This window comes from Modestobacter excelsi (assembly GCF_005930495.1).
Classification (GTDB): domain Bacteria; phylum Actinomycetota; class Actinomycetes; order Mycobacteriales; family Geodermatophilaceae; genus Modestobacter; species Modestobacter excelsi.
Genome location: NZ_SJEX01000017.1, coordinates 42,736 through 66,727, shown reverse-complemented (window position 1 = coordinate 66,727; position 23,992 = coordinate 42,736). Strand labels below are relative to the sequence as shown.

The window sequence follows — 23,992 nt, the reverse complement described above, 5'->3', positions numbered from 1 at the left end:
CCCCACGCTAGCCAGGGGGTACGACAGTTCCGACTGGTCACCGCAGCACCGACCTGCACGAACGCATCAGAGCCCGCCGGCCACCCGCAGCACCGCGCCGGTGCAGTACGCGGCCTCCGGGCCGAGCAGCCAGGCGATCGCCGGCGCGATCTCGTCGGGCTCGCCGGGCCGGCCCATCGGCACCCGGCCGGTGACCCGTTCCAGCCGCCCGGCGTCGCCGGCGCCGGCGTGGATGCTGGTGCGGACCAGCCCGGGCGCGACGGCGTTGACCCGGACCCCGTCGTCGGCGAGCTCCTTGGCCAGCCCGACGACGAGCGCGTCGACGCCCGCCTTGGCTGCCGCGTAGTGCACGTACTCGTGCGCGGCGCCCAGGGTCGCCGCGCTGGAGGAGACCGCGACGATCGACCCACCCGCACCGCCCCGCCGGCGGGACATCAGCTGCGCCGCGCGCCGGGCGCACAGCACCACGCCGAGCAGGTTGACCTCCAGCACCTGCCGGACGACGTCCACCGGGGTGTCGGCCAGGTCGCCCAGGTGGGCGGTCACCCCGGCGTTGGCCACCAGCCCGGTCACCACCCCCAGCTCCCCGGCCGCGTCGAAGAGGGCGTCGACGTCGTCCGGGTCGGTCACGTCGGCGCGGACGGCGACCGCCCGCACGCCGCGCGCCACCGCGTCGGCGACCACGGCCGCGGCCTCGGCGGTGCCGGTGCGGTGGCCGACGACCACGTCGTGGCCGCGATCGGCGAGGGCGCGGACGGTCGCGGCACCGATCCCCCGGCTGCCGCCGGTGACCAGGGTGAGAGGAGGCACGGGCTGATCCTGGGCCGGGTCCCGCGGACTGTCACACCCGCCCGGCACACTCTCCGGCGTGGCCCACCCTTCCGAAGCCGTCGTGCGGCGGCTGCACCCGCTGCTCGTCGAGGTGCGGGACGCGCTGCTCCGCGGCCTGGCCGTCAGCCGGGTGATCCACGCGACCCACGACTGGCAGCCCACCGCCGACCGCCACCTCGACCACCAGCTGGTCCGCCGGGAGGCGATGGAGCGGCTGCGGCCCTACGCCGAGCACGTCGACCACCCGTTCGGCACCCAGCTCGAGCTGCTCGAGCCCGGCAACGACAACCTCGGCCTGCCGATGAGCGGCCTCATCCTGCGCACGCCCACCGAGGTGCTGCGGGTCTGGCACTCCGAGGACGGCGAGCTGCCGGCCGCCGACACCCACGGGCTGCGGGACTTCTACTCCCAGGCCCCCACCGCCCAGCTGCGGCTGCAGCTGGCCTTCGACGCCGTCCCCGTCGCCCCGGCCCGCCGCGAGCACCTCGCCCTCCTCTGGGCCGACTCGCGCGCTCCCGGCCGCGATCCGGAGCTGGTCCGCTTCGACCTGGTCCGGCCGCGCGGCTCCAGCGGGCGTCGGGTCGACGTCGACTGGCACGTGGGCCTGCTCGACCGGCTGCGCAGCAACGCCGCCTGACTCCTCCCCCACCCCGCGCGCCGTCCGCGGGACCCCGGTCAGCAGAATGGCCGCGTGGTGCACAGAGGCAGGCAAGTAGACCCAGGGATCGCCCGTTCGTGGCTGCTGGTCAACGGCGCGCGCACGGAGCTGTTCGACAGCGCACACGAGTCCCGCGCGGACCAGGTCGTGCTCGACATCGAGGACGCGGTCGACCCGGCGCGCAAGCCGACCGCCCGCGCCGACGTGGTCGAGTACCTCTCCTCCGGCCAGAAGCGCGCCTGGGTGCGGATCAACGACCGGTCGACCGAGTTCTGGTCCGACGACGTCGACGCCCTCAAGGGCCTGCCCGGTCTCGCCGGCGTGATGCTCGCCAAGACCGAGGCCGCCGAGCACGTCACCGAGACCAACGACCGGCTCGGCGGGGACACCCCGGTGCTCGCCCTGGTGGAGTCCGCGCTGGGCATCGAGGAGGCCGTGCGGATCGCCTCCGCGCGTGGCGCCTTCCGGCTCGCCTTCGGCAGCGGTGACTACCGCCGGGACACCGGCACCAGCGCCGACGACCTGGCGATGGCCTACCCCCGCTCGCGCCTGGTCATCGCCAGCCGGGTCGGCGGGCTCCCCGGCCCGATCGACGGCCCCACGGTCAGCACCAGCCACCCCGTGCTGCGCGAGCAGTCCGCGCTCACCGTCTCCCTCGGGCTGACCGGGAAGCTCTGCCTGGACATGGACCAGCTGCCGGTGATCAACGAGGTCATCAGCCCCGCACCGTCGGACGTGGCGTGGGCCCGGGACTTCCTCGCCGACTTCGACGCCCGGGGACAGGTCATCCGGGACGGCAGCGACCTGCCGCGTCTCGGCCGGGCCCGCAAGATCGAGAAGCTGGCCACCGCCTTCGGCGTCGAGCCGAACTGAGCAGGCGCCCGGCCCCTCTTCAGGACGGGGCCGGGCGTGCCCGCACGGCGACGACGACGGTGCCGGCGAGGTCCTCGTCGGTGACCACCCGCCCGGTGAGCCCGGCGGCGCGGACGGCGGCCAGCGTCCCGGCCGCCTGCCCGCGGCTGGTCTCGATCAGCAGCGCGCCGCCGGGGGCCAGCCAGTCCGGTGCGCCGGCGACGACCCGGCGCTGCACGTCGAGCCCGTCGTCCCCGCCGTCCAGGGCGGCCCGGGCCTCGTGGTCGCGGGCCTCCGGCGGCATCAGCGCGATCTCCCCGGTCGGCACGTAGGGCGCGTTGGCCACCAGCACGTCGACCCGGCCACGCAGCGCGGCGGGCAACGGGTCATAGAGGTCCCCCTCGTACACCGAGCCCGCGCCGTTGCGCCGGGCGCAGGACACCGCCGCCGGGTCGACGTCCGCGGCGTGCAGGTCGACCGACCCGACGGCGGCTGCGACGGCCACACCCACCGCGCCGGTGCCGCAGCACAGGTCCAGGACGACCGCCCCCGGCCGCGCCAGCGCCACCGCCTCCTGCACCAGCAACCGGGTGCGCTGCCGGGGCACGAACACCCCGGGCGCGACGGCGAACCGCAGCCCGCAGAACTCCGCCCAGCCCAGCACCTGCTCCAGCGGCTCACCGGCGACCCGGCGGGCGACGAGAGCGTCCAGGTCCCCGCCTGCTTCCAGCAGCAGCGCTGCCTCGTCCTCGGCGAAGACGCAGCCGGCGGCACGCAGCCGGGCGACGACGGTGGCGCTCACGCCTGCCGGTAGGCCGCGTCGGGGACGTCGGTGATGAACATGTGCCCGGGCGCGTGCGTGATCGCGAACGGCGGCCGGGAGGCCATCAGGGCTGCCTGCGGCGTCACCCCGCAGGCCCAGAACACCGGGACGTCACCGTTCTCGCTCTCGACCGGGTCGCCGAAGTCAGGCCGCCCGAGGTCGGGGATGCCCAGGGACGACGGCGAGCCGACGTGCACGGGCGCGCCGTGCACCTGCGGCATCCGGGCGGTAACCTGGACCGCGGTGGCCACCAGGTGACCGGGGACCGGCCGCATCGAGACCACCAGCGGCCCGGCCAGCCGGCCGGCGGGGCGGCAGTCGCGGTCGGTGCGGTACATCGACACGTTCCGCCCCTGCTCGATGTTGCGCACCGGTACCCCGGCGTCGAGCAACGCCGTCTCGAAGCTGAAGCTGCAGCCGATGAGGAAGGCGACCAGGTCGTCGGTCCACAGCCCCGTGACGTCGGTCGGCTCGGCGACCAGCGCGCCGTCGCGCCACACCCGGTAGCGCGGCAGATCGGTGCGCAGGTCGGCGTCGGGGGCGAGCACCGTGCGGTACGAGCCCGCGTCGGTGACGTCGAGCAGCGGCACCGGCTGGGGGTTGCGCTGACCGAACAGCAGCATGTCCCACGCCCAGTCGCGAGGCAGGACGACGAGGTTGGCCTGGGTGAACCCCGGGGCCTCCCCGGAGCTGGGCACCGTGAGACCGGCCCGGTAGCGCGCCCGCGCGTCAGCGGGCATGCGCGGGGCAGCTCGGTCGGCGTCGGCGACGACGGGGATCGTGGTCATCGGACCTTCCTCGAATTGCCGGAGGACGTGGTCGACCCTACGGTCGGCGATCACCAGGCAACAGCGCAGTTCCCGGATCCGCAGGCCCGCAGGAACCCTGGAGCGCCCATGTCGCACACCCCGGAGCAGCCCGGCGCGGAGACCGCGGCGGCGCCGCCGTCGACACGGCTGGCCGCGAGCACCCGCTCGACCCTGCTCGGCGCCATGTTCCTGATGGCCACCTCGGCCATCGGCCCGGGCTTCATCACCCAGACCACGACCTTCACCGTGCAGCTGGGCGCGGCGTTCGCCTTCGCCATCGTCATCTCGATCCTGATCGACATCGCGCTGCAACTGAACGTGTGGCGGGTCATCGGCGTCTCCGGCCGGCGCGCGCAGGAGCTGGGCAACCTCGTCCTCCCCGGCCTCGGCTGGGTGATGGCCGGGTTCCTGCTGATCGGCGGGCTGGTGTTCAACATCGGCAACGTCAGCGGCGCGGGGCTCGGCACTGACGCGATGCTCGGGCTGGACCCGAAGATCGGCGGCGGCCTCTCGGCGCTGATCGCGATCGGGATCTTCCTCAGCAAGCGGGCCGGAGTGGCCGTCGACCGGATCGTCGTCCTCCTCGGGCTGGTGATGATCGCCCTGACGACGTACGTGGCCATCACCTCCGGCCCGCCGGTCGGCCAGGCGCTGCGCAACGTCGTCCTGCCCGAGGAGGTCGACGTCCTGGCGATCACCACGCTGGTCGGCGGCACGATCGGCGGCTACATCGTCTACGCCGGCGCGCACCGGCTGCTCGACTCCGGCATCACCGGCGTCGCGCACGTCCGCGACATCACCCGCGGCTCGGTCACCGGCATCCTGATCACCGCGATCATGCGGGTCGTGCTGTTCCTGGCCATCCTCGGGGTGGTCAGCGGCGGCGCCGCGCTCGACCCGTCGAACCAGGCCGCCTCCGCCTTCGAAGCCGCCGCGGGCGACGTCGGCATGCGGGTGTTCGGCATCGTGCTGTGGGCCGCGGCGATCACCAGTGTCATCGGCGCCTCGTACACGACGGTGTCGTTCGTGACCTCCCGGACCGGCACCAGCGACCGCACCCGCACGCTGCTGGTGGTCGCGTTCATCGGCGTCACCACGCTGGCCTTCCTGCTGATCGGGACGGCGCCCACCACCCTGCTGGTGTTCGCCGGCGCGTTCAACGGGTTGCTGCTGCCGATCGGGATCGCGGTGGTGCTCTGGGTCGCCACCCGCCGCACCGACCTGCTGCGCGGCTACCGCTACCCACGCTGGCTGCTGGCGATCGGCTGGGCCGCCTGGTTGCTGACCCTGTACCTCGCGGTCAACTCGGTGCGACCGGTGATCGACCTGTTCTCGTGAGGGAGGCTGGGCTGGTGGACCTCAACTCCGACCTCGGCGAGGGCTTCGGTCAGTGGACGCTCGGTGACGACGACGCGCTGCTCGGCGTGGTCACCAGCGCCAACGTCGCCTGCGGCTTCCACGCGAGCGACGCCAGCATCATGCTGCGGGTCTGCGCGAAGGCCGTCGAGTCCGGCGTCGCCATCGGTGCGCAGGTCGGTTACCGCGACCTGCCCGGCTTCGGCCGGCGGTTCATCGACATGGAGCCCGCGGCGCTGACCGCCGACGTCGTCTACCAGCTCGGCGCGCTGGAGGCCTTCGCCCGGATCGCCGGCGACCGGGTCCGCTACGTCAAACCGCACGGCGCGCTCTACAACGCGATCGTGCACCACGAGGAACAGGCCGCCGCCGTGGTCGAGGCGATCGTCGACTACGACCGCACGCTGCCGGTGCTCGGCCTGCCCGGCTCCGCGTGGTTGAGGCTCGCCGGGGAGGCCGGGCTCACCGTCGTGCACGAGGCGTTCGCCGATCGGGGCTACACGCCGCAGGGCACGCTGGTCTCCCGCCGGCTGGCCGGCGCGGTACTGCGCGACGCGGCAGAGATCGCCCGGCGGTGCGTGGCGATGGCCGCTGGCGAGCCGATCCGGGACGTCGAGGGCGGCGAGCTCACCCTGCGTCCGGACTCGATCTGCGTGCACGGCGACACCCCGGGTGCGGTGGGGATCGCCCGGCAGGTGCGCGAGGCACTCACCGCCGCGGGGGTCGAGCTGGCCCCGTTCGCCGGCTGATGCGGCTCCTGCCCAGCGGCAGCACCGCCCTGCTGGTCGAGCTGGACGCTCTCGACGACGTCCTCGCGCTGTACGCGGCACTGGCCGCCGAGCCGCCGGTGGGCGTCGTCGACGTCGTCCCGGCCGCGCGCACGGTGCTGCTGGTCACCGACCCGGCCCGCACCACCCTGGCAGCGGTGGCCGACGCGGTGCGCCGGACCACGCCCCGTCCGGACGCCCGCGCCGACGGGGACTCCGTCAGCCTGCCGGTGCACTACGACGGCGCGGACCTCGCCGAGGCCGCCGACCTGCTGTCGATGTCGATCGAGCAGCTGGTGCAGCGGCACACCGAAGCCGAGTGGACGGTCGCCTTCTGCGGCTTCTCGCCGGGCTTCGGCTACCTGGCCCAGCCCGGCGCCGGGTGGGAGGTGCCGCGCCGGTCCACCCCGCGGACCAAGGTCCCACCGGGCTCCGTGGCGCTCGCCGGGGAGTTCAGCGGCGTCTACCCACGGGAGTCCCCCGGCGGCTGGCAGCTGATCGGGCGCACGGACGTGGCGGTCTTCGACCTGGACCGCGATCCGGCGGCCCTGCTCCGACCGGGCAACCGGGTGCGGTTCGAGGTCGCATGAGGACCCTCACCGTGCTGGCCACCGGGCCGCTCACGACCGTCCAGGACGAGGGGCGTCCCGGGCAGGCGGCACTGGGCATCGGGCGCTCCGGCGTCTGCGACCGCGCCTCGGCGGCGCTGGCGAACCGGCTGGTCGGCAACCCCGCGGACGCGGCGGTGCTCGAGGTGACGTTCGGCGGGCTGGCGGTGCGCGCCGGGGCCGACCTGCTCGTGGTGACCACGGGCGCCCGCTGCCCGGGTGCGCCGCACGCCGCCCCGACGGTGCTCCGCAGCGGCGCGGAGCTGCGGCTCGGCGCCCCCGCCGGCGGGCTGCGCAGCTACCTCGCCGTCCGCGGCGGCATCGCCGTCCCGCCCGTGCTCGGCTCCCGCGCCACCGACGTCCTCGCCGGGCTGGGCCCGCCGGTCGTCGCCGCCGGCGACGTGCTGCCGGTGGGCCCCCCGACCGCTCCCCCGGCCGGGGTGGACCTCGCCCCGGTGGCCGACCCACCCGCCGGGGCGGTGACCGTCGCGGTGCTGCCCGGACCCCGGGCCGACTGGTTCGGCGCCGCCGGCTGGTCCGGCCTGGTCGGGCGGCCGTGGACCGTCAGCAGCGACAGCAACCGGGTCGGGGTGCGCCTGGACGGCGTCCCGCTCGACCGGCTGCGGTCCGGCGAGCTGCCCAGCGAGGGCATGGTCCGCGGCGCGCTGCAGGTGCCGCCGGCCGGCACCCCGGTGCTCTTCCTCGCCGACCACCCGGTCACCGGTGGCTACCCGGTGATCGGCTACGTCGTGGACGCCGACGTGGACCGGTGCGCACAGCTCCGGCCCGGCCAGGAACTGCGGTTCCGCGCCCGCTGACCGCTGGACGCGACGGCGGTCGGCCCGGTAGACCTCCTGCGTGCCCCGACCCGTCGACTGGCCCGCCGGCGCGACCTCGCAGGTCACCGACCTCGGCGGCCCGGTGCACCACCTGGACCTCGGCGGGCCGGTGGACGCGCCGGTCGTCCTGGCGGTGCACGGCCTGGGCGGCTCCGCGCTGACCTGGGGGCTGCTCGCGCCGCGGCTCACGGCCACCCACCGGGTGCTCGCCGTCGACCTGTGGGGGCACGGGGGCAGCGGCGTCCCCGCCGGCAGGCCCGCGCTCGCGGACGACCTGCGGCTGCTGCACCGGTTCGTATCCGAGGTGGTCGGCCGGCCGGTCGTGCTGCTGGGTCACTCGATGGGCGGCGTGCTGGCGCTGCAGCACACCGCCCAGCACCCCAACGACGTCGACCGGCTCGCTCTGCTGAGCCCGCCGGTGCCCGGCTCCTCGGGCCGTCTCGACCTGGCACTGCTGGCCCGCCGGGCCCTCCTCCGGCTGCCCGGGGTCGCGGCCGCCGTCGCCCGGAAGCTCGCCCGGCTCCCCGCCGAGCAGGTCGTCGCGCAGCAGCTGCGCCAGGCGACGCCGCACGTCGACCGCATCCCGGCCGAGGGGGTCGCCCCCGTGGTGGTCGAGACCCGCCGCCGCGCCGGCCAGCCGGACGCGACCCGCGCGCAGGCCGTGCAGTGGGCCGGGATCCTCCACACGATGGCGCTGCTCGGCCACGCCGCCGCCTGGCGGGAGACCCTCGCCGGCATCACCGTCCCGGTGCTGTGGCTGCAGGGTGCCGACGACCCGCTCGCCCGGGCCGACCAGGCGGCCGCCCTGGCGGCGACCCGGCCGGACTGGCCCTTCCGCGTCCGCCCCGGTGTCGGCCACCTGCTCGCGATCGAGGACCCGGGGTGGACCGCCGGGCAGCTCCTGGCCTGGCTCGGGGACGGGCCCCGGCTGCACCGTGACCGGCCGCCCCATCGGGACTCGACGGCGTGATCGCCGACGACGAGCTCCACGAGCTGGGCCGGGACTCCGGTGTGCACGGCGAGGTGGTGCTGCGCCGCCGAGGAACGGTCACCGAGCTGGTCGTCGACGGCGTCTTCGCCATGGACGACGTCGACACCTCCACCGAGCGCGCGCTGGCCACGGAGGCGCTGCGCCGCTGCCCCGGGGCGGACCTGCGGGTGCTGGTCGGCGGGCTCGGCCTGGGCTGGACCGCGGCGACCGTGCTGGCCGACCCGCGGGTCGCCGAGCTCGACGTCGCCGAGCTGCAGCCCGCGCTGGTCGGCTGGGCCACCGACGGCCTGCTGCCCGGCCTGCCGGAGCTGCCCGCGGAGCGGCTGCGGTTGCACGCCGGCGACGTCGCGGACACCCTGGCCGGCTCCCCCTCGCACTGGGACGCCGTCCTGCTGGACGTCGACAACGGCCCGGCGTTCCTGGTGCACCAGTCCAACGCCGGGCTCTACGCCGACGCGGGCCTCACGACGGCGCTGGCCGCGCTCCGTCCCGGCGGCGTGCTGGGGATCTGGTCCAGCGACCCGGCGCCGGAGCTGGCCGAGCGGCTGGCCACCCTGCCGGGGACGGCGGCCGTCGAGCACCTGGTCCTGCCAGTCGAGCGGGACGGCCGGCGCTTCGACTACGCGATCGTCGTCGCCCGGGCCGCTCAGTCGCCGGCCGACGGCACGGAGTAGGCGGACCCGCCGCGCATCCTGGCCCGCGCCGCCACGACCAGCGGGGCGAGGACAACGCCGTCCCGGGCCATCCGGGCGCGCAGCTGGCGGCGGTGGACGACCACCCCGATCCCGCCGAGCACCCAGAAGACGTACTGCACCGCGAACGCCGCCCGGAACGCGTCCAGCGAGTAGTCGGTCGAGCTGCCCGGGGTCATCGCGTCCAGCACGAAGCCGATCGCCAGCACGGTGCACAGCGAGGCGACGAAGCCACCGACGTTCACCACGCCGCTGGCGCTGCCGGAGCGCTCGACCGGGTTCTCGGTGCGGGCGTAGTCGAAGCCGATCATCGAGCCGGGGCCGTTGGTGCCGAGCACCACGATCAGCACCACCAGGAGCCAGAGCGGCGCGCGGCCCGGCCAGAGCAGCACCACCGTCCAGACGGTGGCGGTGGCGCCGAGGATGCCGAACACCAGGTTGGACCGGCGCAGCGGCCAGCGGCCGACCAGCTGGCCCAGCAGCGGACCGAAGCCCATCCCGACCAGCACCAGCAGGCTGAGCAGCGACGCCGCCGCGCCGGGCGACAGACCCTCCCCGATGGTGAGGAACGGATAGCCCCAGAGCAGCGCGAACACGGTGCCGGAGAACTGGGTCACCAGGTGGGTGGCCAGCCCGATCCGGGTGCCCGGCTCACGCCAGGCCGCGACGAGGTTGCGCCGGACCACCGCCATGCCGGCCGGCGGGGCGGTCAGGGTGCCGGGCGGGGCGTCGCGCAGCGCGACCAGGACGAGGACCGCCACCAGCACGCCGACCGCGGCGGCACCGAGGAAGGTCGGCGTCCAGCCCGCCGAGTGCAGCAGGGTCACCAGCGGGTAGGCGGCCACGATCTGCCCGACCTGGCCGAGGATGCCGGTCAGCTGGGTGATGACCGGGACGGTGCGGCCGGGGAACCACAGCGGCACGAGCCGGAGCACGCTGATGAAGGTCATGGCATCGCCGGCGCCGACCAGCACCCGGGCGATGACCGCGGTGGGCACGTCGGTGGCCAGCGCGAGCACGAGCTGGCCGGCGGCCATCGTCACCGCCCCGGCGATGACGACCCGTCGGGACCCGAACCTGTCCAGCGCGACGCCGACCGGCACCTGCAGGGCGGCGTAGACCGCCAGCTGGAGCACGAGGAACAGCGAGATCGCCGACGCACCTGCGGAGAACCGCTCCTGCGCCTCGAGCCCGGCGACGCCGAGGGAGGCGCGGTGGAAGATCGCGACGGCGTAGGCGAGCAGGCCGACCAACCAGATCGCGTAGGCGCGCGAGGACGTGGTCTCGGTCGGTGCGGTCACGTGCAGGGACGACGCCGCCACGCCGACGCGCCATTCCCGGCGACGGCTGTGCGGTTCCTCACCCGTCCAGGATCGCCCAGCCGTGCGCAGCCAGCTCGACGGAGTCCCGGCGCACCGCCCCGGCGCCCGCGAGCACCGGACCGACGCCGGGTGCCGGCACCCGGGCCGGCTCGTCGGCCAGGTTCAGCGCCACGACCAGCCGGCCACCGTCGGCACTCGTCGCGTAGCTGAGCTGGCGGTTGTCCCGGTGCAGGGCCGTCGTCCGGGCCCGGTGCAGCCAGCGGTGCCGGCGGCGGAGGCCGATCAGCTCCACGTGCAGCCGGTAGGTCGGCCAACCGAACGGCGCGAGCTCGTCGGGGGTGCCGGGGAACGGCGGCCGGACGGCGTCGTCCCCGCCGGCCCGGTCCTCCTTGACGCCGGTGAAGGCCTGCTCGTCCCCGGCGTAGACCGACGGCGTGCCGCCGACGGTGAACAGCACGGCGAGCGCGTGCGGCAGGTGCCGGACGTCGGTCAGCCGGCTGGCGATCCGGGTGACGTCGTGGTTGCCGACGAAGGTCAGCGGCACGAACGAGTCCAGGAACCCGTCGTGCCGGCCCAGCGCGTGCGCCAGCTCGTGCAGGTTGCCGTCGTTCAGCGAGCTCCAGACCGCCTTCCACAGCTCGTACTGGGTGACCGCGTCCATGCCGGACTCCTGCACGACCCGGGAGTAGTCGCCGTGGATCACCTCGCCGACGACGTAGGCGTCGGGGTGCCGGGCCCGCACCCGGGGGAGCACGGTGGCCCAGAACGACGCCGGGACGGCGTAGGCGGCGTCCAGCCGCCAGCCGTCGGCGCCGCGGTCCAGCCACGCGGTCATCACCTCGGTGACCCAGTCCGCGACCGCCGGCGCGGAGTGGTCCAGCGCCACCAGCTGGCCGTGGCCCTCGAACGTGCCGTACTCCGGCTCGGCGTCCGGCCCGTGCGGCCAGCGCAGCCGGAACCAGTCCGCCGTCGGCGCCGCCGGGCCCTGGTCGAGGACGGCACGGAAGGCCGGGTGCTCCCGGCCCACGTGGTTGAAGACGCCGTCCAGCAGCACCCGCAGGCCGCGGTCGTGCGCGGCGGCCACCAGGACGTCGAAGTCGGCGTCGTCCCCCAGCCGCGGGTCGATCCGCGCGTGGTCGACGGTGTCGTAGCCGTGGGTGCTCGAGGCGAACACCGGACCCAGCGCGAGCCCGTTGGCGCCGAGCTCGACGGCGTAGTCCAGCCACGAGGTCAGCCGGTCGAGCCGGTGGGTGACCGCGCCGTCGGCCGGTGCCTCCCGCTCCGCGCCGACGAAGCCGAGCGGGTGGACGTGCCACCACACCGCGTCCTGCACCCAGTCCGGCATCGCCGTCCCCTCTCCGGTGTCCGGCCCCGAACGCTACGGAGGGCGACCGCACGTCCTCCCGGCGGGCGACGGCCGCTGGACGGAAGCCGGAGCCGGGGTCCGGGGCGCGCCGCAACTACCGTCGGAGGACGTGAGCACCCCGGGGACCTCAGGACCACCCGCCGCCCGCCCCGGCCTGGTTCCGGTGCTGGTGTACCTGGCGATGCTGGTGGCGGTCATCAGCAGCCTGGGCGCCCCGCTGGTCCCGGCGATCGCGGCGGCCAACCACGTCTCGGTCACCAGCGCCCAGTGGTCGCTGACGGTCACCCTGGTCGTCGGCGCCGTCGCCACCCCGGTGATCGGCCGGCTCGGCGACGGCCGGCACCGCCGCGCCGTGGTGCTCGTCGTCCTCACCGTCGTCCTGCTGGGCAGCGTGCTGGCCGCGCTGCCGCTGGGCCTGGGCTGGCTGGTCGCCGGGCGGGCCCTGCAGGGGGTGGGCCTGGGGATCACCCCGCTGGCCATCGCCACCGCGCGCACCGCGCTGGCCGGCGAGCGGTCCCGGTCGACGGTCGCGGCGCTGTCGGTGACCGTCGCGGCCGGGGTGGGGCTCGGCTACCCGCTCACCGGCGCGATCGCCGAGCTCGGCGGGGTGCACACCGCGTTCTGGTTCGGCGCCGGCGCCAGCGCGCTGGCCATCGTCGCCGCGGCGCTGGTCTACCCGCGGTCCCCGGAGGTCCCGCCGCGCCGGCTGGACGTCGCCGGCGCGCTGCTGCTCGGCACCGGTCTGGCCACCGGGCTGCTGGCGCTCGGCGAGGCGGAGACGTGGGGCTGGACCTCGCCGGCGGTCCTCGGGCTCGCCGTCGTGGCGGTGCTGGCGCTGGCCGGCTGGGCGGTGTGGCAGCTGCGGGCGGCTGCGCCGCTGGTCGACCTGCGGCTGGCCCGCGGCCGCACCGCGGCCACCGCGCACGGCGCGGCGCTGCTGGTCGGGCTGGCCAACTACCTGCTGCTCGCCTCGGTCCCGCGGCTGGCCCAGACCCCGGAGTCCACCGGCTACGGGTTCGGGACCTCGATCGTCGTCGCCGGGCTCGTCCTGCTGCCCTTCTCCGTCGCCAGCTTCCTGGCCAGCCGGGCGGCCCGGACGCTGGAGCGCGCCGTCGGCAAGCGTTGGGTGCTCCCGGCCGGTGCGGTGCTGCTGGGCACCGGCGAGGTGCTGTTCGCCTTCGTCCGCACCGACCTGTGGCAGGTCTTCGCCGCCATGGCCGTCGCCGGCTTCGGGGTGGGGACGGTGTTCGCCGCGCTGCCGGCGTTGATCGTCGGCGCCGTCCCCGCCGGGGAGACCGGCAGCGCGATGAGCCTCAACCAGGTGCTCCGCTACATCGGGTTCGCCGTCGGCAGTGCGCTGAGCGCGACGGTGCTGGAGGCTGCGACCGACCGCGGGGCGGAGTGGCCCGACACCTCCGGCTACGCCGCCATCGGGCTGATCGGCCTCGGCGCCTGCGTGGCGCTGGCCCTGCTCACCGCGGCACTGCCGGCCGGTGCCCGTCCGGCGCCCACCCCTTCAACCGCTGCCGCCCCGGCCCGCTGAGCGGACCGGTCAGGCCTCCAGCAGTGCGGACATCTCCGGCAGGTCGAAGAACTGCGCGGTTGCGCGGGCGGTGGGTGAGCCGGCGTCCGGGTCGGCTCCGGCGGCGAGCAGGGCCCGCACTGCGTCGGACGACTGCTTGAACACCGCGGCCGCCAGCGGGCTCTGCCCCCGGTCGTTGATCCGGGCGTGGTCGGCGCCGCGCTCCAGCAGCGCCGCGACGGTGCCGGCGTGGCCGCGGTAGGCGGCCAGGATGAGGAGCGTGTCGCCCTTGTCGTTGGTCAGGTTGGCCGGCACCCCCGCGTCCAGGTAGGCGGTCAGCTGCTCGGTGTCGCCCTCGCGCGCGAGGTCGAAGACCTTGGCGGCCAGCGCGATGACACCGGGGTCGATCGGTTCGCTCACGGTGCCGAGCCTAGGTGCCGGTCCCGGCGCTCCGGCCGGGACCGGCTCCCCGGTCAGCGTGCGGCGACCCGGTCGGCGAGGGCGAGCACGTGCCGCCAGGCGTCGTCGCAGGCCTCGGCCCACTCCCCGAAGGCGCGGTCGAAGAAGGAGTGCGGCGCCCCCTCGTAGACCACGTCGTCGACGTCTGCCCCGGCGGCGCGCATGGTCGCCGCGAGCCGGCGCTGGTCCTCCACCGGCGTCGCCGCGTCCGCCCCGGCGATGATCATGACCACCGGCCGGCGGGCGGCGCCGGCCGCCTCCCCCACCATCTCGGGCTTGCCGTAGAAGCCGGCGCTGCCGGCCAGGTCCAGCTCGCCGGCGGACTGCCGCCACGCGTGGCTGCCCCCGAAGCAGAACCCGACGGTGATGACCGGGAGACCGGGCTCGGTGCGGCTGCGGAGGTACTCGATGCCCGCGGCGGTGTCGGCGTCCACCCCGGCCGGGGTGGTCTGCGGGATGTGGGTCCTCCAGTCGAAGTCCTCCCCCCGGGTGCCGCCCTCGGCCACCCCCGCCGTGCGCCCGAACCAGTCGATCGCCACCGCGGGCAGCCCGGCCTCGGCGAACCGCTCGGCCAGCGCCACGTAGTACGGGTGCAGGCCCCGGATGTCGGGCAGGATCACCACGCCGGCCCGCGCCGGGCCGGCCGGTGCTGCGTACGCGGCGGAGAACTCGGTGCCGTCGGCGGCGCTGAGGGTGAGGGAGCCGCGCTCGGCGACGTCCCCGGAGCGGGGCGGTGCAGGCGGACGGCTGTCGTGGTCGTGGCACATGCCCCGAGTTCTACCTGCGCTCCCGCCGCCCCGCCTGCCCGGGGTCGCTCACGCGTCGGCGGTGCCCGCCAGCACGCCGGGGTCGCCGCCGAACACCGACGCGGCCACCTCACGGCGGGCGTCGGTCAGCCAGCGGTACTGCCGGTTCGCCTGCTCAATCAGCGAGTCGAAGAGCACCGGGTCGATCCGCGGGTCGACCTCCGCGGCGATCCGCAGCGTCTCGAAGCCGCTGCGCTTGCCGCGGACGGCGGAGGCCAGGAACTCGAACTCGACCAGCGAGCTGAGCGGCGAGCGGCTGAGCAGGTGCCCGTTGAGCTTGAGCCGGCTGGCCTTCTCCGCGACCCACACGGCGGCCTGCTTGTACTGCCGCACCGGCAGCCCGAGCGCCTTCGTGGTGGCGGTGAGGTCGCTCTTCTCCTGGCGCAGCTCGTCCAGCAGCTGGCGCAGGCCGTCCTCGTGGGGGCTGCCGCGATGCGCGCCGATCATCCGGGTGACCAGCTCGATGCCGCCCGCCGCGGAGGCGATGTGGTCGTTGCAGTAGACGGCCAGCAGCTCGGGGTGGGCGACGGCGCCGGGAGGCGTCGGGGTGTCGGACACGTGGTCTCCTCGCAGCAGGTGCCGGGTCGGCGTGCCCATCCTGCCGGGTGATCAACCCGGCGGCACCCGCGGCCGGTCACCGGCGGTTGCGGCGGCTCCAGCTGCTCCAGGAGTTGTCGTTGCTGAACACGCTGGTCGCCTCGGCGTCGCGCCGTGACTCGCGGACGTCGCGCCACACGTCGGCGGAGTGCAGCACCCGGGAGCCGCGGCGGCGGACCGCGCGGTCCATCAGCCACCCCACCAGCAGCAGGGCGCTCAGCGCCGCGAGCAGGACGAGCCAGAACCAGACCATGCCGCATGGTGGCGTACCGACACGACGCAGCACCACACCGTCCGCATCTCATGTGTGAGATACGGTGCGCGGCGATGACGCTCACCGATGACACCACCGGCCAGTCGCTCCGCCAGATCGGCGCGCTGGTCCGCGACGCCCGCCGGCACCACGGCCTCACCCAGTCCCAGCTCGCCGAGCGGCTGGGCACCAGCCAGAGCGCGATCGCCCGGATCGAGCAGGGCAACCAGAACCTGACCCTGGAGCTGCTGGGCCGGCTGTCGGCCGCACTGGAGAGCGAGCTGATCACCGTCGGCCGAACCGGCCCCACCCACCTGCGGGTCAGCGGCGGCACCCCGCTGCACGGCAGCGTGACGGTGAAGTCGTCGAAGAACGCCGCGGTGGCCCTGCTGTGCGCCTCGCTGCTCAACCGCGGCCGGACGACGCTGCGCAACGTGTCCCGGATCGTCGAGGTGGACCGGATCCTCGCGGTGCTGACCTCGATCGGCGTCTCCGCCACCTGGGACGCGGCCGGCCGCGACCTGACGATCGTCGTCCCGGAGCAGCTGGACCTGTCGGCGATCGACGCCGACGCGGCCCGCCGGACCCGGAGCATCATCATGTTCCTCGGCCCGCTGCTGCACCGCGCGGAGGAGTTCGAGCTGCCCTACGCCGGCGGCTGCGACCTGGGCACCCGCACCATCGAGCCGCACATGATCGCGCTGCGGCCCTTCGGCCTGTCGGTGGAGGCCCGGGCCGGGGAGTACCACGCGACCGTGCAGCGGCCGGAGTCCCGGGACCGCACGATCGTGCTGACCGAGCGGGGCGACACCGTCACGGAGAACGCGCTGCTGGCCGCCGCGCGGCACGACGGCACCACGACGATCCGCAACGCCAGCCCGAACTACATGGTCCAGGACCTCTGCCTGTACCTGGAGCTGCTCGGCGTGGGCATCGAGGGCTTCGGGACGACGACGCTGCGGGTCACTGGTCAGCCGGTGCTCGACGCCGACGTCGACTACCCGCTCAGCGAGGACCCGGTCGAGGCGATGAGCCTGCTGACCGCCGGCATCGTGACCGGCTCGGAGCTGACCGTGCGCCGCGCCCCGATCGAGTTCCTCGAGATCGAGCTGGCGATCCTCGCCGAGATGGGGCTGCGGTTCGACCTCTCGCCGGAGTACGCCGCCGACAACGGCCGCACCCGGCTGGTCGACGTCACCATCCACCCCTCGCAGCTGCGGGCGCCCATCGACAAGGTGCACCCGATGCCCTTCCCCGGGCTCAACATCGACAACCTGCCGTTCTTCGCGGTCATCGCCGCCACCGCGACCGGCGAGACGGTGATCCACGACTGGGTGTACGACAACCGGGCCATCCACCTGTCCGACCTGACCCGGCTGGGCGCCGACGTCCGGCTGCTCGACCCGCACCGGGTGCTGGTCTCCGGGCCGACCCGGTGGTCGGCCGCGGAGATCGTCTGCCCGCCCGCGCTGCGGCCGGCGGTCTGCATCCTGCTGGCGATGCTGGCGGCCAAGGGCACGTCGGTGCTGCGCAACGTGGACATCATCGCCCGCGGCTACGAGCAGCTCTACGAGCGCCTGGTCGAGATGGGCGCCCAGATCGAGGTCTTCTGATGAAGGACCCCCTTGCCCCCCACCACTCGCAAGCTCGTGGCGGGGCCCGGCAAGGGGGCCGCTGATGGCTGCCGACCGTCAGGTCCAGGGCGGGACGACCACGCCCTCCAGGTCGCGGAGATCGGCGGCGCTGAGCCGGACCACCCGCCAGCCGGCGGCCTCCAGCCGGGCGATCCGGGCCTCGTCGCGGACGATCTGGTGCACCCGCACCTCACGCGGGCCCCTCCAGAGGACCGACGGCGGCCGGACCACGGTGACAGGGTCGTGGGTCGCCGCGAACGGCGCACCGTGCCACGCGGCGGCCGAGTGGCCCGCGATCGTGGTGCCGGCCGGGAGCAGCAGCGCCACGGCGGAGCACCGGAGCCGGTGGTCGAACTCCAGGCCGGGATCTGCGTAGACCCCGTGCACCAGGCGCCGGTAGCTGCGCTCGCGCAGTTGCCTGCGGGTGATGACGCCCTCAGCGATCGCGTGACTCCCGACGAACACGCCGGTCAGGTGGTTGCGCACCTGCCGGAGCGTGCCGGGGCCGCCGGGTCCGCGTCCTCGCCGTCCACAGGCGCGGGCCGTGTTGGCCGACATGGCTCTCGAGGTCAGGACCTCAGCAGGACGGCGACGCCGACGCAGGCGAGGGCCCACAGGCCGCTGGCCAGCGTGCCGATGATGAAGCGCTCCGAGGCGACCGGGGCCTTCAGCTCGTTGAACCGCCCGAGCCCCTTCACCGCGATCAGGACGGCGAGCCCCTCGGCGAAGCCGGCGAGCACCGTGGCCGCGATGGCGGTGCGCTCCAGGACCCCGATCCACGTCCCGCCGCGCAGCACCTCCGGGTCCGACGCCCGCCGCCGGGAAGGGCCGCGGTCGGGGTCGGCGGCGCGGAGCACCGCGGTCGCGACCGGACCCCCGCCGAGGGCCGCGGCGGCCACCGCGAGCAGCACGCCGATGGTCTGCACGTCCTCCCCCACCCGGCCGGTCCGCCAGGCCAGGGCGCCGGCGACGCCGAGCACCGCGACCAGCAGCGAGGCGCTCAGCGCGCTGCGCCGGGTGTCGCTGCGCGGGGTGAGGACGGCGCCGGCGGCCGCGAGGACGCCGAGCAGCACGAGCGTGGCGATGCTCATCCGACCGCCCGCGCCAGCAACCGGGCCGCGGCCGGGCACAGGTCGCGCTCGACCTCCCAGAGCCCGGCGGCCAGTCGCTGACCGACCGCCTGCCGGGAGATGCGGAGCTCGGTGGCGGCCTCGGCCTGGGTGCGCCCCGCCTCGACCAGCCCGATGGCCTCCCACGCCTGCTCGCTGCGCCGCTCGACCAGCGCGGCGAGCGCGGTCAGCACGGCCTGGGCGTCGGCAGCCGGGTCGGCGACCACACCACGGACGGCGACGCGGACCGGTCGCCGCTTGGCCGCCTCCACCGCCGCACGGGCGGCGATGAAGGCAGCCCCGGCGCCCGCGCGGGTGCTGCCGGGCAACGGGGTCTGCACCGGACCCGCGCCGATCCCGACGCTCCAGCCGCCGTCGCGGACCAGCCGGCGGACCACGTCGACGACCACCACCGGGTCGTCGAGCACGCCCTGGAACTCGTCACCGGCGGTGCGCTCGAAGCGGAGCACGGTGGCCACCCCCGAGAGTGCGGCCAGCACGCCGGGCACCCGGTCGGCGCTGCGCCTGCTGCCCCGCTGGTCGACGGTCATCACGAACGGCACCCCGCAAGTCCAGCACCTTGCGGACACAAAAGCAAGCCTAGAGGCTTGTCGGACACCGGCGGGGTCAGGAGGCGGTCAGCTCGGGGGGAACCCGCCGGTCGCGATCGGCCCCCAGCGCTCGATGGTCACCCGCAGCAAGGCCTTGCCCTGCCGCTGCATGGCGGCGCGGTACTCGTCCCAGTCCGGGTGCTCGCCGCTGATCGCGCGGTAGTAGTCGACCAGCGGCTCGAGGGCGTCGGGCAGGTCGAGCACCTCGGCCCGACCGTCCACCTGGACCCAGGCGCCGTCGAAGTCGTCGGACAGCACGCAGAGCGCCACCCGCGGGTCGCGCCGCGCGTTGGCCACCTTCGCCCGCTGCGGGTAGGTCGAGACCACCACCCGTCCCCGGTCGTCGACGCCGCAGGTGACCGGCGACAGCTGCGCCGAACCGTCGCCCCGGTGGGTGAGCAGCAGGGCCTTGTGGCGGGGACGGAGGAAGGCGAGCAGCTCGTCGCGCTCGACCCGGTCGGCGGTGGCGGTCCGTGGCATGAGGTGAACCTACGACCCTGGTAGGACAGCGGGACGGGACCGTCCGTGCGCCTCCCGCCGCGCGACGGGTGGGGGGACGCCGGATGTGTTGGGATCAACGCATGCCCGCCGACCGTTCCGCCGAGCCCGTCACGGCCGCCGACCGCCCGCCGGCCGGGGCCTCTCCGACGGCCGACACCCCCCCTGCTGCCGGCGCTGCCGCTGCCGCCGACACCTCCCCGGAGGCCGGGGTCAGCGGCGCGACGTCCCTCGGGCCGGACGACATCGAGCAGGAGACCATCGGCACCCGGGCGCCGGTCCCGGGGCCGCAGCGCTCCGAGCGCATGCAGGCGGCGACCCGCAGCGTCGCGATCGCCTCCGCGCAGCTCATCCTGATCGTGATCGCCCTGGTGATCCTCGGGTACGTGTTCGGCAAGCTGTGGGTGGTCCTGCTCCCCGTCGTCCTCGGGTTGCTCTTCACCACGGTGCTGTGGCCGGCCACCCGGTTCCTCCGCAAGCACCACTGGCCACCGGCCCTGGCGTCCGCGACGGTGCTGCTGGTCTTCCTCGGCGCGATCGGCGGCATCATCGCGGTGATCGCGCCGCAGGTGGTGGGTCAGGTCGAGGAGCTCGCCGACGGCGTCACCGGCGGGCTGCAGCAGGTGCAGGAGTACCTGGCCGGGCCCCCGTTCAACCTGGGCGACGAGCAGGTCGGCAACGCCGTCGACTCGGTGATCAACACCGTGCAGAGCAACGCCCAGAACATCGCCGGCTACGCGGTCACCACCGCGACCACGATCGGCAACGCACTGGTCAACCTGGTCCTCGCGCTGGTGCTGGCCTTCTTCTTCCTCAAGGACGGCCCCAAGTGGACGCCGTGGCTGGCCGCCCAGACCGGCCCGCGCGCCGCGCCGCACGTGGCCGCGCTCTCCGGCAAGGCCTGGACGACGCTGTCGGAGTTCATCCGCCAGCAGGCGCTGGTCGGCTTCGTCGACGCGTTCTTCATCGGGCTGGGCCTGCTGGTCCTCGACGTGCCGCTGGTCCTGCCGCTGTCCGTGCTGACCTTCTTCGGCGCGTTCATCCCGATCATCGGTGCCTTCGTCGCCGGCGCGTTCGCGGTGCTGATCGCGCTGGTGAGCAACGGCGTCACCACCGCGATCTGGGTCCTGGTCATCGTGCTGCTGGTGCAGCAGCTGGAGGGCAACGTCCTGCAGCCGATCATCCAGGGGCGCGGGCTCAACCTGCACGCGGCCGTGGTCATCCTCGCGGTGACCGCCGGCAGCAGCCTGGCCGGCATCATCGGCGCGTTCCTGTCGGTGCCGGTGGCCGCACTGATCGCGGTGGCCTACCGGTACGGCCGCGACCAGCTCGACGGCCTCACCCCGGAGGTCGGCCCGGACGGGACCAGCCACCAGCTCACCGGGGACTCCTCCGGCGCCCAGCTGGTGCGGCGGCCCGCCGAGGCCGAGCCGCCGGTCAACCCCGAGTCCGAGGACGCCACACCGCAGGAGGCCGCGGCCGGCGGTCGCGGGCTGGGGGTGCTGGGGAATGCCCGGCGTCGACTGCGGCTTCACCGGTGAAGACACCCTCATCCCTGGGAGGACGGACCCGTGCCGCAGCGACCGGAGGACCTCGTCGAGGTGCTCCCCGACGCCGAGCCACTCCTTGCCCGCGAGGCCGCGGTCTCGTCGCCCGAGGAGCGCGCCGGGCTGGTCCTCGTCCACGACCTGGCCGGTGAGTTCGACGCCGCGCACGCCGGCGCCCTGGCCGGCGCCCACCTGCTCGACGCCCTGCCCGCTACGCTGATCGCCCGGTTCGACGTCGACGCGCTGGTCGACTACCGCGGCCACCGGCCCCGGATGGTGTTCAGCGGCGACCGGTACGAGTCGGTGGTCGCCCCCGAGATCGGGCTCTGGGCGCTGGAGGACGACGGCGGCACCCCGTTCCTGCTGCTGCACGGCGCCGAGCCGGACTTCGCCTGGGAGCGGTTCATCGCCGCGGTGCAGCAGCTGGTCGACCGGCTGGGCGTGACCTCGGTGGTGGCGCTGCACGCCATCCCGATGCCGGTGCCGCACACCCGCCCGGTCACCGTCACCGCGCACGCCACGCGCCGGCAGCTCATCGAGTCCTACCCGGTCTACTGGGGCGAGATGCGCATCCCCGGCAGCGTGGGCGCGCTGCTCGAGCTGCGGCTCGGCGAGGCCGGGGTGGACGCCCTCGGGGTGGCCGCCCACGTGCCGCACTACCTGGCCCAGGCCACCTACCCGGCCGCCTCGCTCACGCTGTTGGAGCACCTGGAGACGCTGACCGGGCTGCACGTGCCGACCGAGACGCTGCGCGAGGCCGCGGAGGCCAACCGCACCGAGGTCGACGAGCAGATCGGCCGGTCGAGCGAGAACACCGCCGTCGTCGCCGCGCTGGAGGAGCAGTTCGACTCCTTCACCGCCGCCCGCGACGACACCGGGCTGCTCGGCTTCGGCGGGGAGATGCCCAGCGGCGAGGAGCTCGGCGCGCAGATCGAGCAGTTCCTGGCCGAGCAGGACGGCGACTAGGTCTCCGGGTCGCCCACGTCCATCCGGCGGACCAGCGGCCCGTCCAGGGTGTAGGTGTGCAGGACGAAGGCGTGGCTGAGCAGGTCGCCGTCGGAGTCCCGCACCACCTGCTCGACGAGCACCTCGACCCGGCCGTCCGGCAGCTCGCGCACCCGGCGGGGTGTCACCTGCAGGTCGACCGCCTCCCACTGGCCCAGCCAGTAGGCGCGGACGGCGTCGGCACCGACCACCCGGGTGCCCCGCATCGCGTCCGGCCAGTCCACGTCCGGGGCGAGGTGGGCCACGACGGCGTCGATGTCGCGGCCGGTGAAGGCCTCGTACAGCGCGGCGATGCGGTCCATGGCGGGACGGTACCCAGCCGCCACCCGACCCTGGCACGGTCAGCCGAGCAGCACCCGGGCGACGGCGAGCGCGTGCCGGTCGACCGGCGGGCGCGCCGCGGTCCGCAGCCAGCCGGCGAGCGGACCGGCGACCGCCGGGGACAGGGTGCGGATCCACTCCGCCGTCCGCGCCCGGGCCTCGGCCACGTGCTCGGACCCGCCGTCGGCGGACACCGCGACCACCTCCGGACGCGAGGCGAGCAGACCCCGGACGGTCCAGCTGCCACCGGTCGTGCGCCCGGCGAGGGCCTCCACCCGCTCGGCGGCGGCGAGCAGCAGGTCCACGTCCTGGTCCGCCATGTCGCCAGTGTGGCCGACGTCGAGGCGCGGGGGCGGACCTGCGCCGGTCCCCGCGGCGGGTGAGACTCGGGTCACCCGTCCCCGACCGCGCCGGGGGGCGGGGAACGGAACAGTCGACCTCGCGAGGAGCGACCCATGCTGTCCGATCGATCACGTCCGGTCATCGAGGCCACCCTGCCCATCGTCGGCGACAACATCGAGGAGATCGCCCGACGCTTCTACGCCCACCTGTTCGGCGCCCACCCGGAGCTGCTGGACGGCACGTTCAACCGGGGGAACCAGGCCGAGGGCACCCAGCAGGTGGCGCTGGCCGGGTCCGTCGCGGTGTTCGCCAACGCGCTGCTCGAGAGCCCCGAGCAGGTCCCCGAGCACCTGCTGGCCCGGATCGCGCACAAGCACGCCTCGCTGGGGATCACCCCGGCCCAGTACGAGGTGGTGCACGAGCACCTGTTCTGGGCCATCGTCGACGTGCTGGGCGACGCCGTGACACCGGCCGTGGCCGAGGCCTGGGACGAGGTCTACTGGCTGATGGCCTACGCGCTGATCAACATGGAGCGCGGGCTGTACAGCTCCCGCGGCGTCCGGCCGGAGACGGTCTGGCGGGAGTGGGAGGTGACCCAGAAGGTCGCCGAGACCCCCGACGTCACCACGTTCCGGGTCCGGCGCACCGACGACCGGCTGGTCAAGACGTCCCTGCCCGGCCAGTACGTCACGGTGAAGGTGCAGATGCCCGACGGCGTCCACCAGCCGCGGCAGTACAGCCTGACCCGCGCCGACGACGGTGAGCACCGGCAGTTCTCCGTCAAGCGGGTCCACGGCGGTGACCGGCCGGACGGCGAGGTCTCCGCCCTGCTCTGCGACCAGGTGCAGGTGGGCGACGTGCTGACGCTGTCGCTGCCCTTCGGTGACGTCGTGCTCGACGACTCCGGCCGCCCGGTGGTCTTCGCCAGCGCCGGGATCGGCATCACCCCGATGGCCGGGATGCTGTCGCACCTGACCGCGGCGCGCTCCCGGCTGCCGATCACCGTGCTGCACGCCGACCTGGACGAGGCGTCCTTCGCGCTCCGGGACCAGGTGTTCGGCGACGTCTCGCGGCTGCCGCACTCCACCATGCACGTCTGGTACGAGCGCGGGGCGCACACCGACCTGCCGGTCGACGGGGTGCACGCCGGGACGATGGACCTGGACGACGTCGCCCTGCCCGAGGGCGCCGCCTACTACCTGTGCGGCCCGCTGCCGTTCATGCGGTCGGCGCGCAGCGCCCTCCTGGACCGCGGCGTCCCGGCGCGCGACATCCAGTACGAGGTCTTCGGCCCGGATCTGTGGCAGGCCGACCTGGCCACCGAGCCCGCGCCCGATGCCCACCGGGTGCCCGCCCGCTGAGACCCCGCACAGC

The 23,992-nt window shown here is 75.0% G+C and carries 28 protein-coding genes; 13 read left to right on the top strand and 15 right to left on the bottom strand.

Annotated elements, in window-relative coordinates:
- Window positions 1-66: 66 nt before the first annotated feature.
- Window positions 67-810, bottom strand: a complete 744-nt coding sequence (locus FHL80_RS08585; RefSeq protein ID WP_138733006.1) for an SDR family oxidoreductase — start codon at window positions 808-810, stop codon at window positions 67-69.
- Between the two features lie 58 nt (window positions 811-868).
- On the opposite strand from FHL80_RS08585, the gene FHL80_RS08580 reads away from it, so the two are divergent.
- Window positions 869-1,468, top strand: a complete 600-nt coding sequence (locus FHL80_RS08580) for a hypothetical protein (protein ID WP_138733005.1) — start codon at window positions 869-871, stop codon at window positions 1,466-1,468.
- 54 nt (window positions 1,469-1,522) lie between these two features.
- Window positions 1,523-2,362 (top strand): HpcH/HpaI aldolase/citrate lyase family protein, encoded by an 840-nt coding sequence (locus tag FHL80_RS08575; protein ID WP_138733004.1) that lies wholly within the window; start codon window positions 1,523-1,525, stop codon window positions 2,360-2,362.
- 19 nt (window positions 2,363-2,381) lie between these two features.
- Here the strand turns inward: FHL80_RS08575 and FHL80_RS08570 are convergent, their stop codons facing one another.
- Window positions 2,382-3,143: a putative protein N(5)-glutamine methyltransferase gene (locus FHL80_RS08570; protein WP_138733003.1), complete on the bottom strand. Its 762-nt coding sequence runs from the start codon at window positions 3,141-3,143 to the stop codon at window positions 2,382-2,384.
- Window positions 3,140-3,952: a putative hydro-lyase gene (locus FHL80_RS08565; RefSeq protein WP_216870536.1), complete on the bottom strand. Its 813-nt coding sequence runs from the start codon at window positions 3,950-3,952 to the stop codon at window positions 3,140-3,142. Before FHL80_RS08565 ends, FHL80_RS08570 begins: the two co-directional genes overlap by 4 nt.
- 108 nt (window positions 3,953-4,060) lie before the next feature.
- Between FHL80_RS08565 and FHL80_RS08560 the strand changes: the two genes are divergently transcribed.
- From FHL80_RS08560 to FHL80_RS08535, 6 genes are read left to right on the top strand one after another with little or no spacing between them, the layout of a single operon-like run.
- Window positions 4,061-5,311 (top strand): NRAMP family divalent metal transporter, encoded by a 1,251-nt coding sequence (locus FHL80_RS08560; RefSeq protein WP_216870535.1) that lies wholly within the window; start codon window positions 4,061-4,063, stop codon window positions 5,309-5,311.
- 14 nt (window positions 5,312-5,325) lie between these two features.
- On the top strand, window positions 5,326-6,078 hold the full coding sequence (locus FHL80_RS08555) for a LamB/YcsF family protein (protein ID WP_138733002.1): 753 nt from the start codon (window positions 5,326-5,328) through the stop codon (window positions 6,076-6,078).
- Window positions 6,078-6,686, top strand: a complete 609-nt coding sequence (locus FHL80_RS08550; protein ID WP_138733001.1) for a 5-oxoprolinase subunit B family protein — start codon at window positions 6,078-6,080, stop codon at window positions 6,684-6,686. Before FHL80_RS08555 ends, FHL80_RS08550 begins: the two co-directional genes overlap by 1 nt.
- On the top strand, window positions 6,683-7,522 hold the full coding sequence (locus FHL80_RS08545) for a 5-oxoprolinase subunit C family protein (protein WP_138733000.1): 840 nt from the start codon (window positions 6,683-6,685) through the stop codon (window positions 7,520-7,522). Before FHL80_RS08550 ends, FHL80_RS08545 begins: the two co-directional genes overlap by 4 nt.
- A 40-nt stretch (window positions 7,523-7,562) precedes the next feature.
- Window positions 7,563-8,513 (top strand): alpha/beta fold hydrolase, encoded by a 951-nt coding sequence (locus FHL80_RS08540; RefSeq protein WP_138732999.1) that lies wholly within the window; start codon window positions 7,563-7,565, stop codon window positions 8,511-8,513.
- Window positions 8,510-9,208 (top strand): spermidine synthase family protein, encoded by a 699-nt coding sequence (locus tag FHL80_RS08535; RefSeq protein ID WP_138732998.1) that lies wholly within the window; start codon window positions 8,510-8,512, stop codon window positions 9,206-9,208. Before FHL80_RS08540 ends, FHL80_RS08535 begins: the two co-directional genes overlap by 4 nt.
- Here FHL80_RS08535 and FHL80_RS08530 read toward each other — a convergent pair.
- Both FHL80_RS08530 and FHL80_RS08525 read right to left on the bottom strand, forming a co-directional pair.
- Window positions 9,181-10,527, bottom strand: a complete 1,347-nt coding sequence (locus FHL80_RS08530) for an MFS transporter (RefSeq protein WP_138732997.1) — start codon at window positions 10,525-10,527, stop codon at window positions 9,181-9,183. The two genes, FHL80_RS08535 and FHL80_RS08530, sit on opposite strands and share 28 nt — an antisense overlap.
- A gap of 58 nt (window positions 10,528-10,585) precedes the next feature.
- Window positions 10,586-11,893, bottom strand: coding sequence for an alpha-amylase family protein (locus FHL80_RS08525; RefSeq protein WP_138732996.1), 1,308 nt, complete (start codon window positions 11,891-11,893; stop codon window positions 10,586-10,588).
- 130 nt (window positions 11,894-12,023) lie between these two features.
- Here FHL80_RS08525 and FHL80_RS08520 point away from each other — a divergent pair, with 130 nt between their 5' ends.
- A complete protein-coding gene (locus tag FHL80_RS08520; RefSeq protein ID WP_246078555.1) occupies window positions 12,024-13,457 on the top strand; it encodes an MFS transporter in 1,434 nt (477 codons plus the stop codon).
- Window positions 13,458-13,466: 9 nt separating this feature from the next.
- On the opposite strand, the gene FHL80_RS08515 is transcribed toward FHL80_RS08520, so the two are convergent.
- The 4 genes from FHL80_RS08515 to FHL80_RS08500 form a co-directional block, all read right to left on the bottom strand.
- Window positions 13,467-13,856 (bottom strand): ankyrin repeat domain-containing protein, encoded by a 390-nt coding sequence (locus tag FHL80_RS08515; RefSeq protein WP_138732995.1) that lies wholly within the window; start codon window positions 13,854-13,856, stop codon window positions 13,467-13,469.
- Window positions 13,857-13,909: 53 nt separating this feature from the next.
- Window positions 13,910-14,662, bottom strand: a complete 753-nt coding sequence (locus tag FHL80_RS08510) for a dienelactone hydrolase family protein (protein ID WP_138732994.1) — start codon at window positions 14,660-14,662, stop codon at window positions 13,910-13,912.
- Between the two features lie 48 nt (window positions 14,663-14,710).
- Window positions 14,711-15,259, bottom strand: a complete 549-nt coding sequence (locus FHL80_RS08505) for a hypothetical protein (protein ID WP_138732993.1) — start codon at window positions 15,257-15,259, stop codon at window positions 14,711-14,713.
- Window positions 15,260-15,335: 76 nt separating this feature from the next.
- Window positions 15,336-15,551, bottom strand: a complete 216-nt coding sequence (locus FHL80_RS08500; RefSeq protein WP_138732992.1) for a hypothetical protein — start codon at window positions 15,549-15,551, stop codon at window positions 15,336-15,338.
- A 74-nt stretch (window positions 15,552-15,625) separates the two neighbouring features.
- Here FHL80_RS08500 and FHL80_RS08495 point away from each other — a divergent pair, with 74 nt between their 5' ends.
- Window positions 15,626-17,164 (top strand): helix-turn-helix domain-containing protein, encoded by a 1,539-nt coding sequence (locus FHL80_RS08495; protein ID WP_138732991.1) that lies wholly within the window; start codon window positions 15,626-15,628, stop codon window positions 17,162-17,164.
- 78 nt (window positions 17,165-17,242) lie between these two features.
- On the opposite strand, the gene FHL80_RS08490 is transcribed toward FHL80_RS08495, so the two are convergent.
- The 4 genes from FHL80_RS08490 to FHL80_RS08475 form a co-directional block, all read right to left on the bottom strand.
- A complete protein-coding gene (locus FHL80_RS08490; RefSeq protein WP_138732990.1) occupies window positions 17,243-17,671 on the bottom strand; it encodes a hypothetical protein in 429 nt (142 codons plus the stop codon).
- 83 nt (window positions 17,672-17,754) lie between these two features.
- Entirely contained in the window at window positions 17,755-18,276 is a 522-nt protein-coding gene (locus tag FHL80_RS08485) for a hypothetical protein (RefSeq protein WP_138732989.1), read from the bottom strand.
- Complete coding sequence (locus FHL80_RS08480; RefSeq protein ID WP_216870532.1) at window positions 18,273-18,857, bottom strand: hypothetical protein; 585 nt, start codon at window positions 18,855-18,857, stop codon at window positions 18,273-18,275. The genes FHL80_RS08485 and FHL80_RS08480 overlap by 4 nt, the downstream gene beginning before the upstream one ends.
- Window positions 18,858-18,932: 75 nt before the next feature.
- A complete protein-coding gene (locus tag FHL80_RS08475) occupies window positions 18,933-19,385 on the bottom strand; it encodes a PPOX class F420-dependent oxidoreductase (protein ID WP_138732988.1) in 453 nt (150 codons plus the stop codon).
- Between the two features lie 101 nt (window positions 19,386-19,486).
- Between FHL80_RS08475 and FHL80_RS08470 the strand changes: the two genes are divergently transcribed.
- Together FHL80_RS08470 and FHL80_RS08465 are read left to right on the top strand one after the other, a co-directional pair.
- Entirely contained in the window at window positions 19,487-20,944 is a 1,458-nt protein-coding gene (locus FHL80_RS08470; protein WP_138732987.1) for an AI-2E family transporter, read from the top strand.
- A 30-nt stretch (window positions 20,945-20,974) separates the two neighbouring features.
- The gene (locus tag FHL80_RS08465) at window positions 20,975-21,916 is read left to right on the top strand and encodes a proteasome assembly chaperone family protein (RefSeq protein WP_138732986.1); all 942 of its coding nucleotides are present in this window, start codon (window positions 20,975-20,977) and stop codon (window positions 21,914-21,916) included.
- Here FHL80_RS08465 and FHL80_RS08460 read toward each other — a convergent pair.
- Window positions 21,913-22,257, bottom strand: a complete 345-nt coding sequence (locus FHL80_RS08460) for a nuclear transport factor 2 family protein (RefSeq protein WP_138732985.1) — start codon at window positions 22,255-22,257, stop codon at window positions 21,913-21,915. The genes FHL80_RS08465 and FHL80_RS08460 overlap by 4 nt on opposite strands.
- Before the next feature lie 39 nt (window positions 22,258-22,296).
- Complete coding sequence (locus FHL80_RS08455; protein ID WP_138732984.1) at window positions 22,297-22,596, bottom strand: hypothetical protein; 300 nt, start codon at window positions 22,594-22,596, stop codon at window positions 22,297-22,299.
- Between the two features lie 135 nt (window positions 22,597-22,731).
- Here FHL80_RS08455 and FHL80_RS08450 point away from each other — a divergent pair, with 135 nt between their 5' ends.
- On the top strand, window positions 22,732-23,979 hold the full coding sequence (locus FHL80_RS08450; RefSeq protein ID WP_138732983.1) for a globin domain-containing protein: 1,248 nt from the start codon (window positions 22,732-22,734) through the stop codon (window positions 23,977-23,979).
- Window positions 23,980-23,992 lie beyond the last annotated feature (13 nt).

Bases quoted from the DNA above. Each gene is read 5' to 3' on its own strand.
- FHL80_RS08545 (WP_138733000.1), top strand. From the start codon at position 6,683: ATGAGGACCCTCACCGTGCTGGCCACCGGGCCGCTCACGACCGTCCAG.
- FHL80_RS08495 (WP_138732991.1), top strand. From the start codon at position 15,626: ATGACGCTCACCGATGACACCACCGGCCAGTCGCTCCGCCAGATCGGC.
- FHL80_RS08550 (WP_138733001.1), top strand. From the start codon at position 6,078: ATGCGGCTCCTGCCCAGCGGCAGCACCGCCCTGCTGGTCGAGCTGGAC.
- FHL80_RS08450 (WP_138732983.1), top strand. From the start codon at position 22,732: ATGCTGTCCGATCGATCACGTCCGGTCATCGAGGCCACCCTGCCCATC.
- FHL80_RS08475 (WP_138732988.1), bottom strand. From the start codon at position 19,385: ATGCCACGGACCGCCACCGCCGACCGGGTCGAGCGCGACGAGCTGCTC.
- FHL80_RS08460 (WP_138732985.1), bottom strand. From the start codon at position 22,257: ATGGACCGCATCGCCGCGCTGTACGAGGCCTTCACCGGCCGCGACATC.
- FHL80_RS08485 (WP_138732989.1), bottom strand. From the start codon at position 18,276: ATGAGCATCGCCACGCTCGTGCTGCTCGGCGTCCTCGCGGCCGCCGGC.
- FHL80_RS08560 (WP_216870535.1), top strand. From the start codon at position 4,061: ATGTCGCACACCCCGGAGCAGCCCGGCGCGGAGACCGCGGCGGCGCCG.
- FHL80_RS08525 (WP_138732996.1), bottom strand. From the start codon at position 11,893: ATGCCGGACTGGGTGCAGGACGCGGTGTGGTGGCACGTCCACCCGCTC.
- FHL80_RS08510 (WP_138732994.1), bottom strand. From the start codon at position 14,662: ATGTGCCACGACCACGACAGCCGTCCGCCTGCACCGCCCCGCTCCGGG.
- FHL80_RS08500 (WP_138732992.1), bottom strand. From the start codon at position 15,551: ATGGTCTGGTTCTGGCTCGTCCTGCTCGCGGCGCTGAGCGCCCTGCTG.
- FHL80_RS08455 (WP_138732984.1), bottom strand. From the start codon at position 22,596: ATGGCGGACCAGGACGTGGACCTGCTGCTCGCCGCCGCCGAGCGGGTG.
- FHL80_RS08470 (WP_138732987.1), top strand. From the start codon at position 19,487: ATGCCCGCCGACCGTTCCGCCGAGCCCGTCACGGCCGCCGACCGCCCG.
- FHL80_RS08565 (WP_216870536.1), bottom strand. From the start codon at position 3,952: ATGACCACGATCCCCGTCGTCGCCGACGCCGACCGAGCTGCCCCGCGC.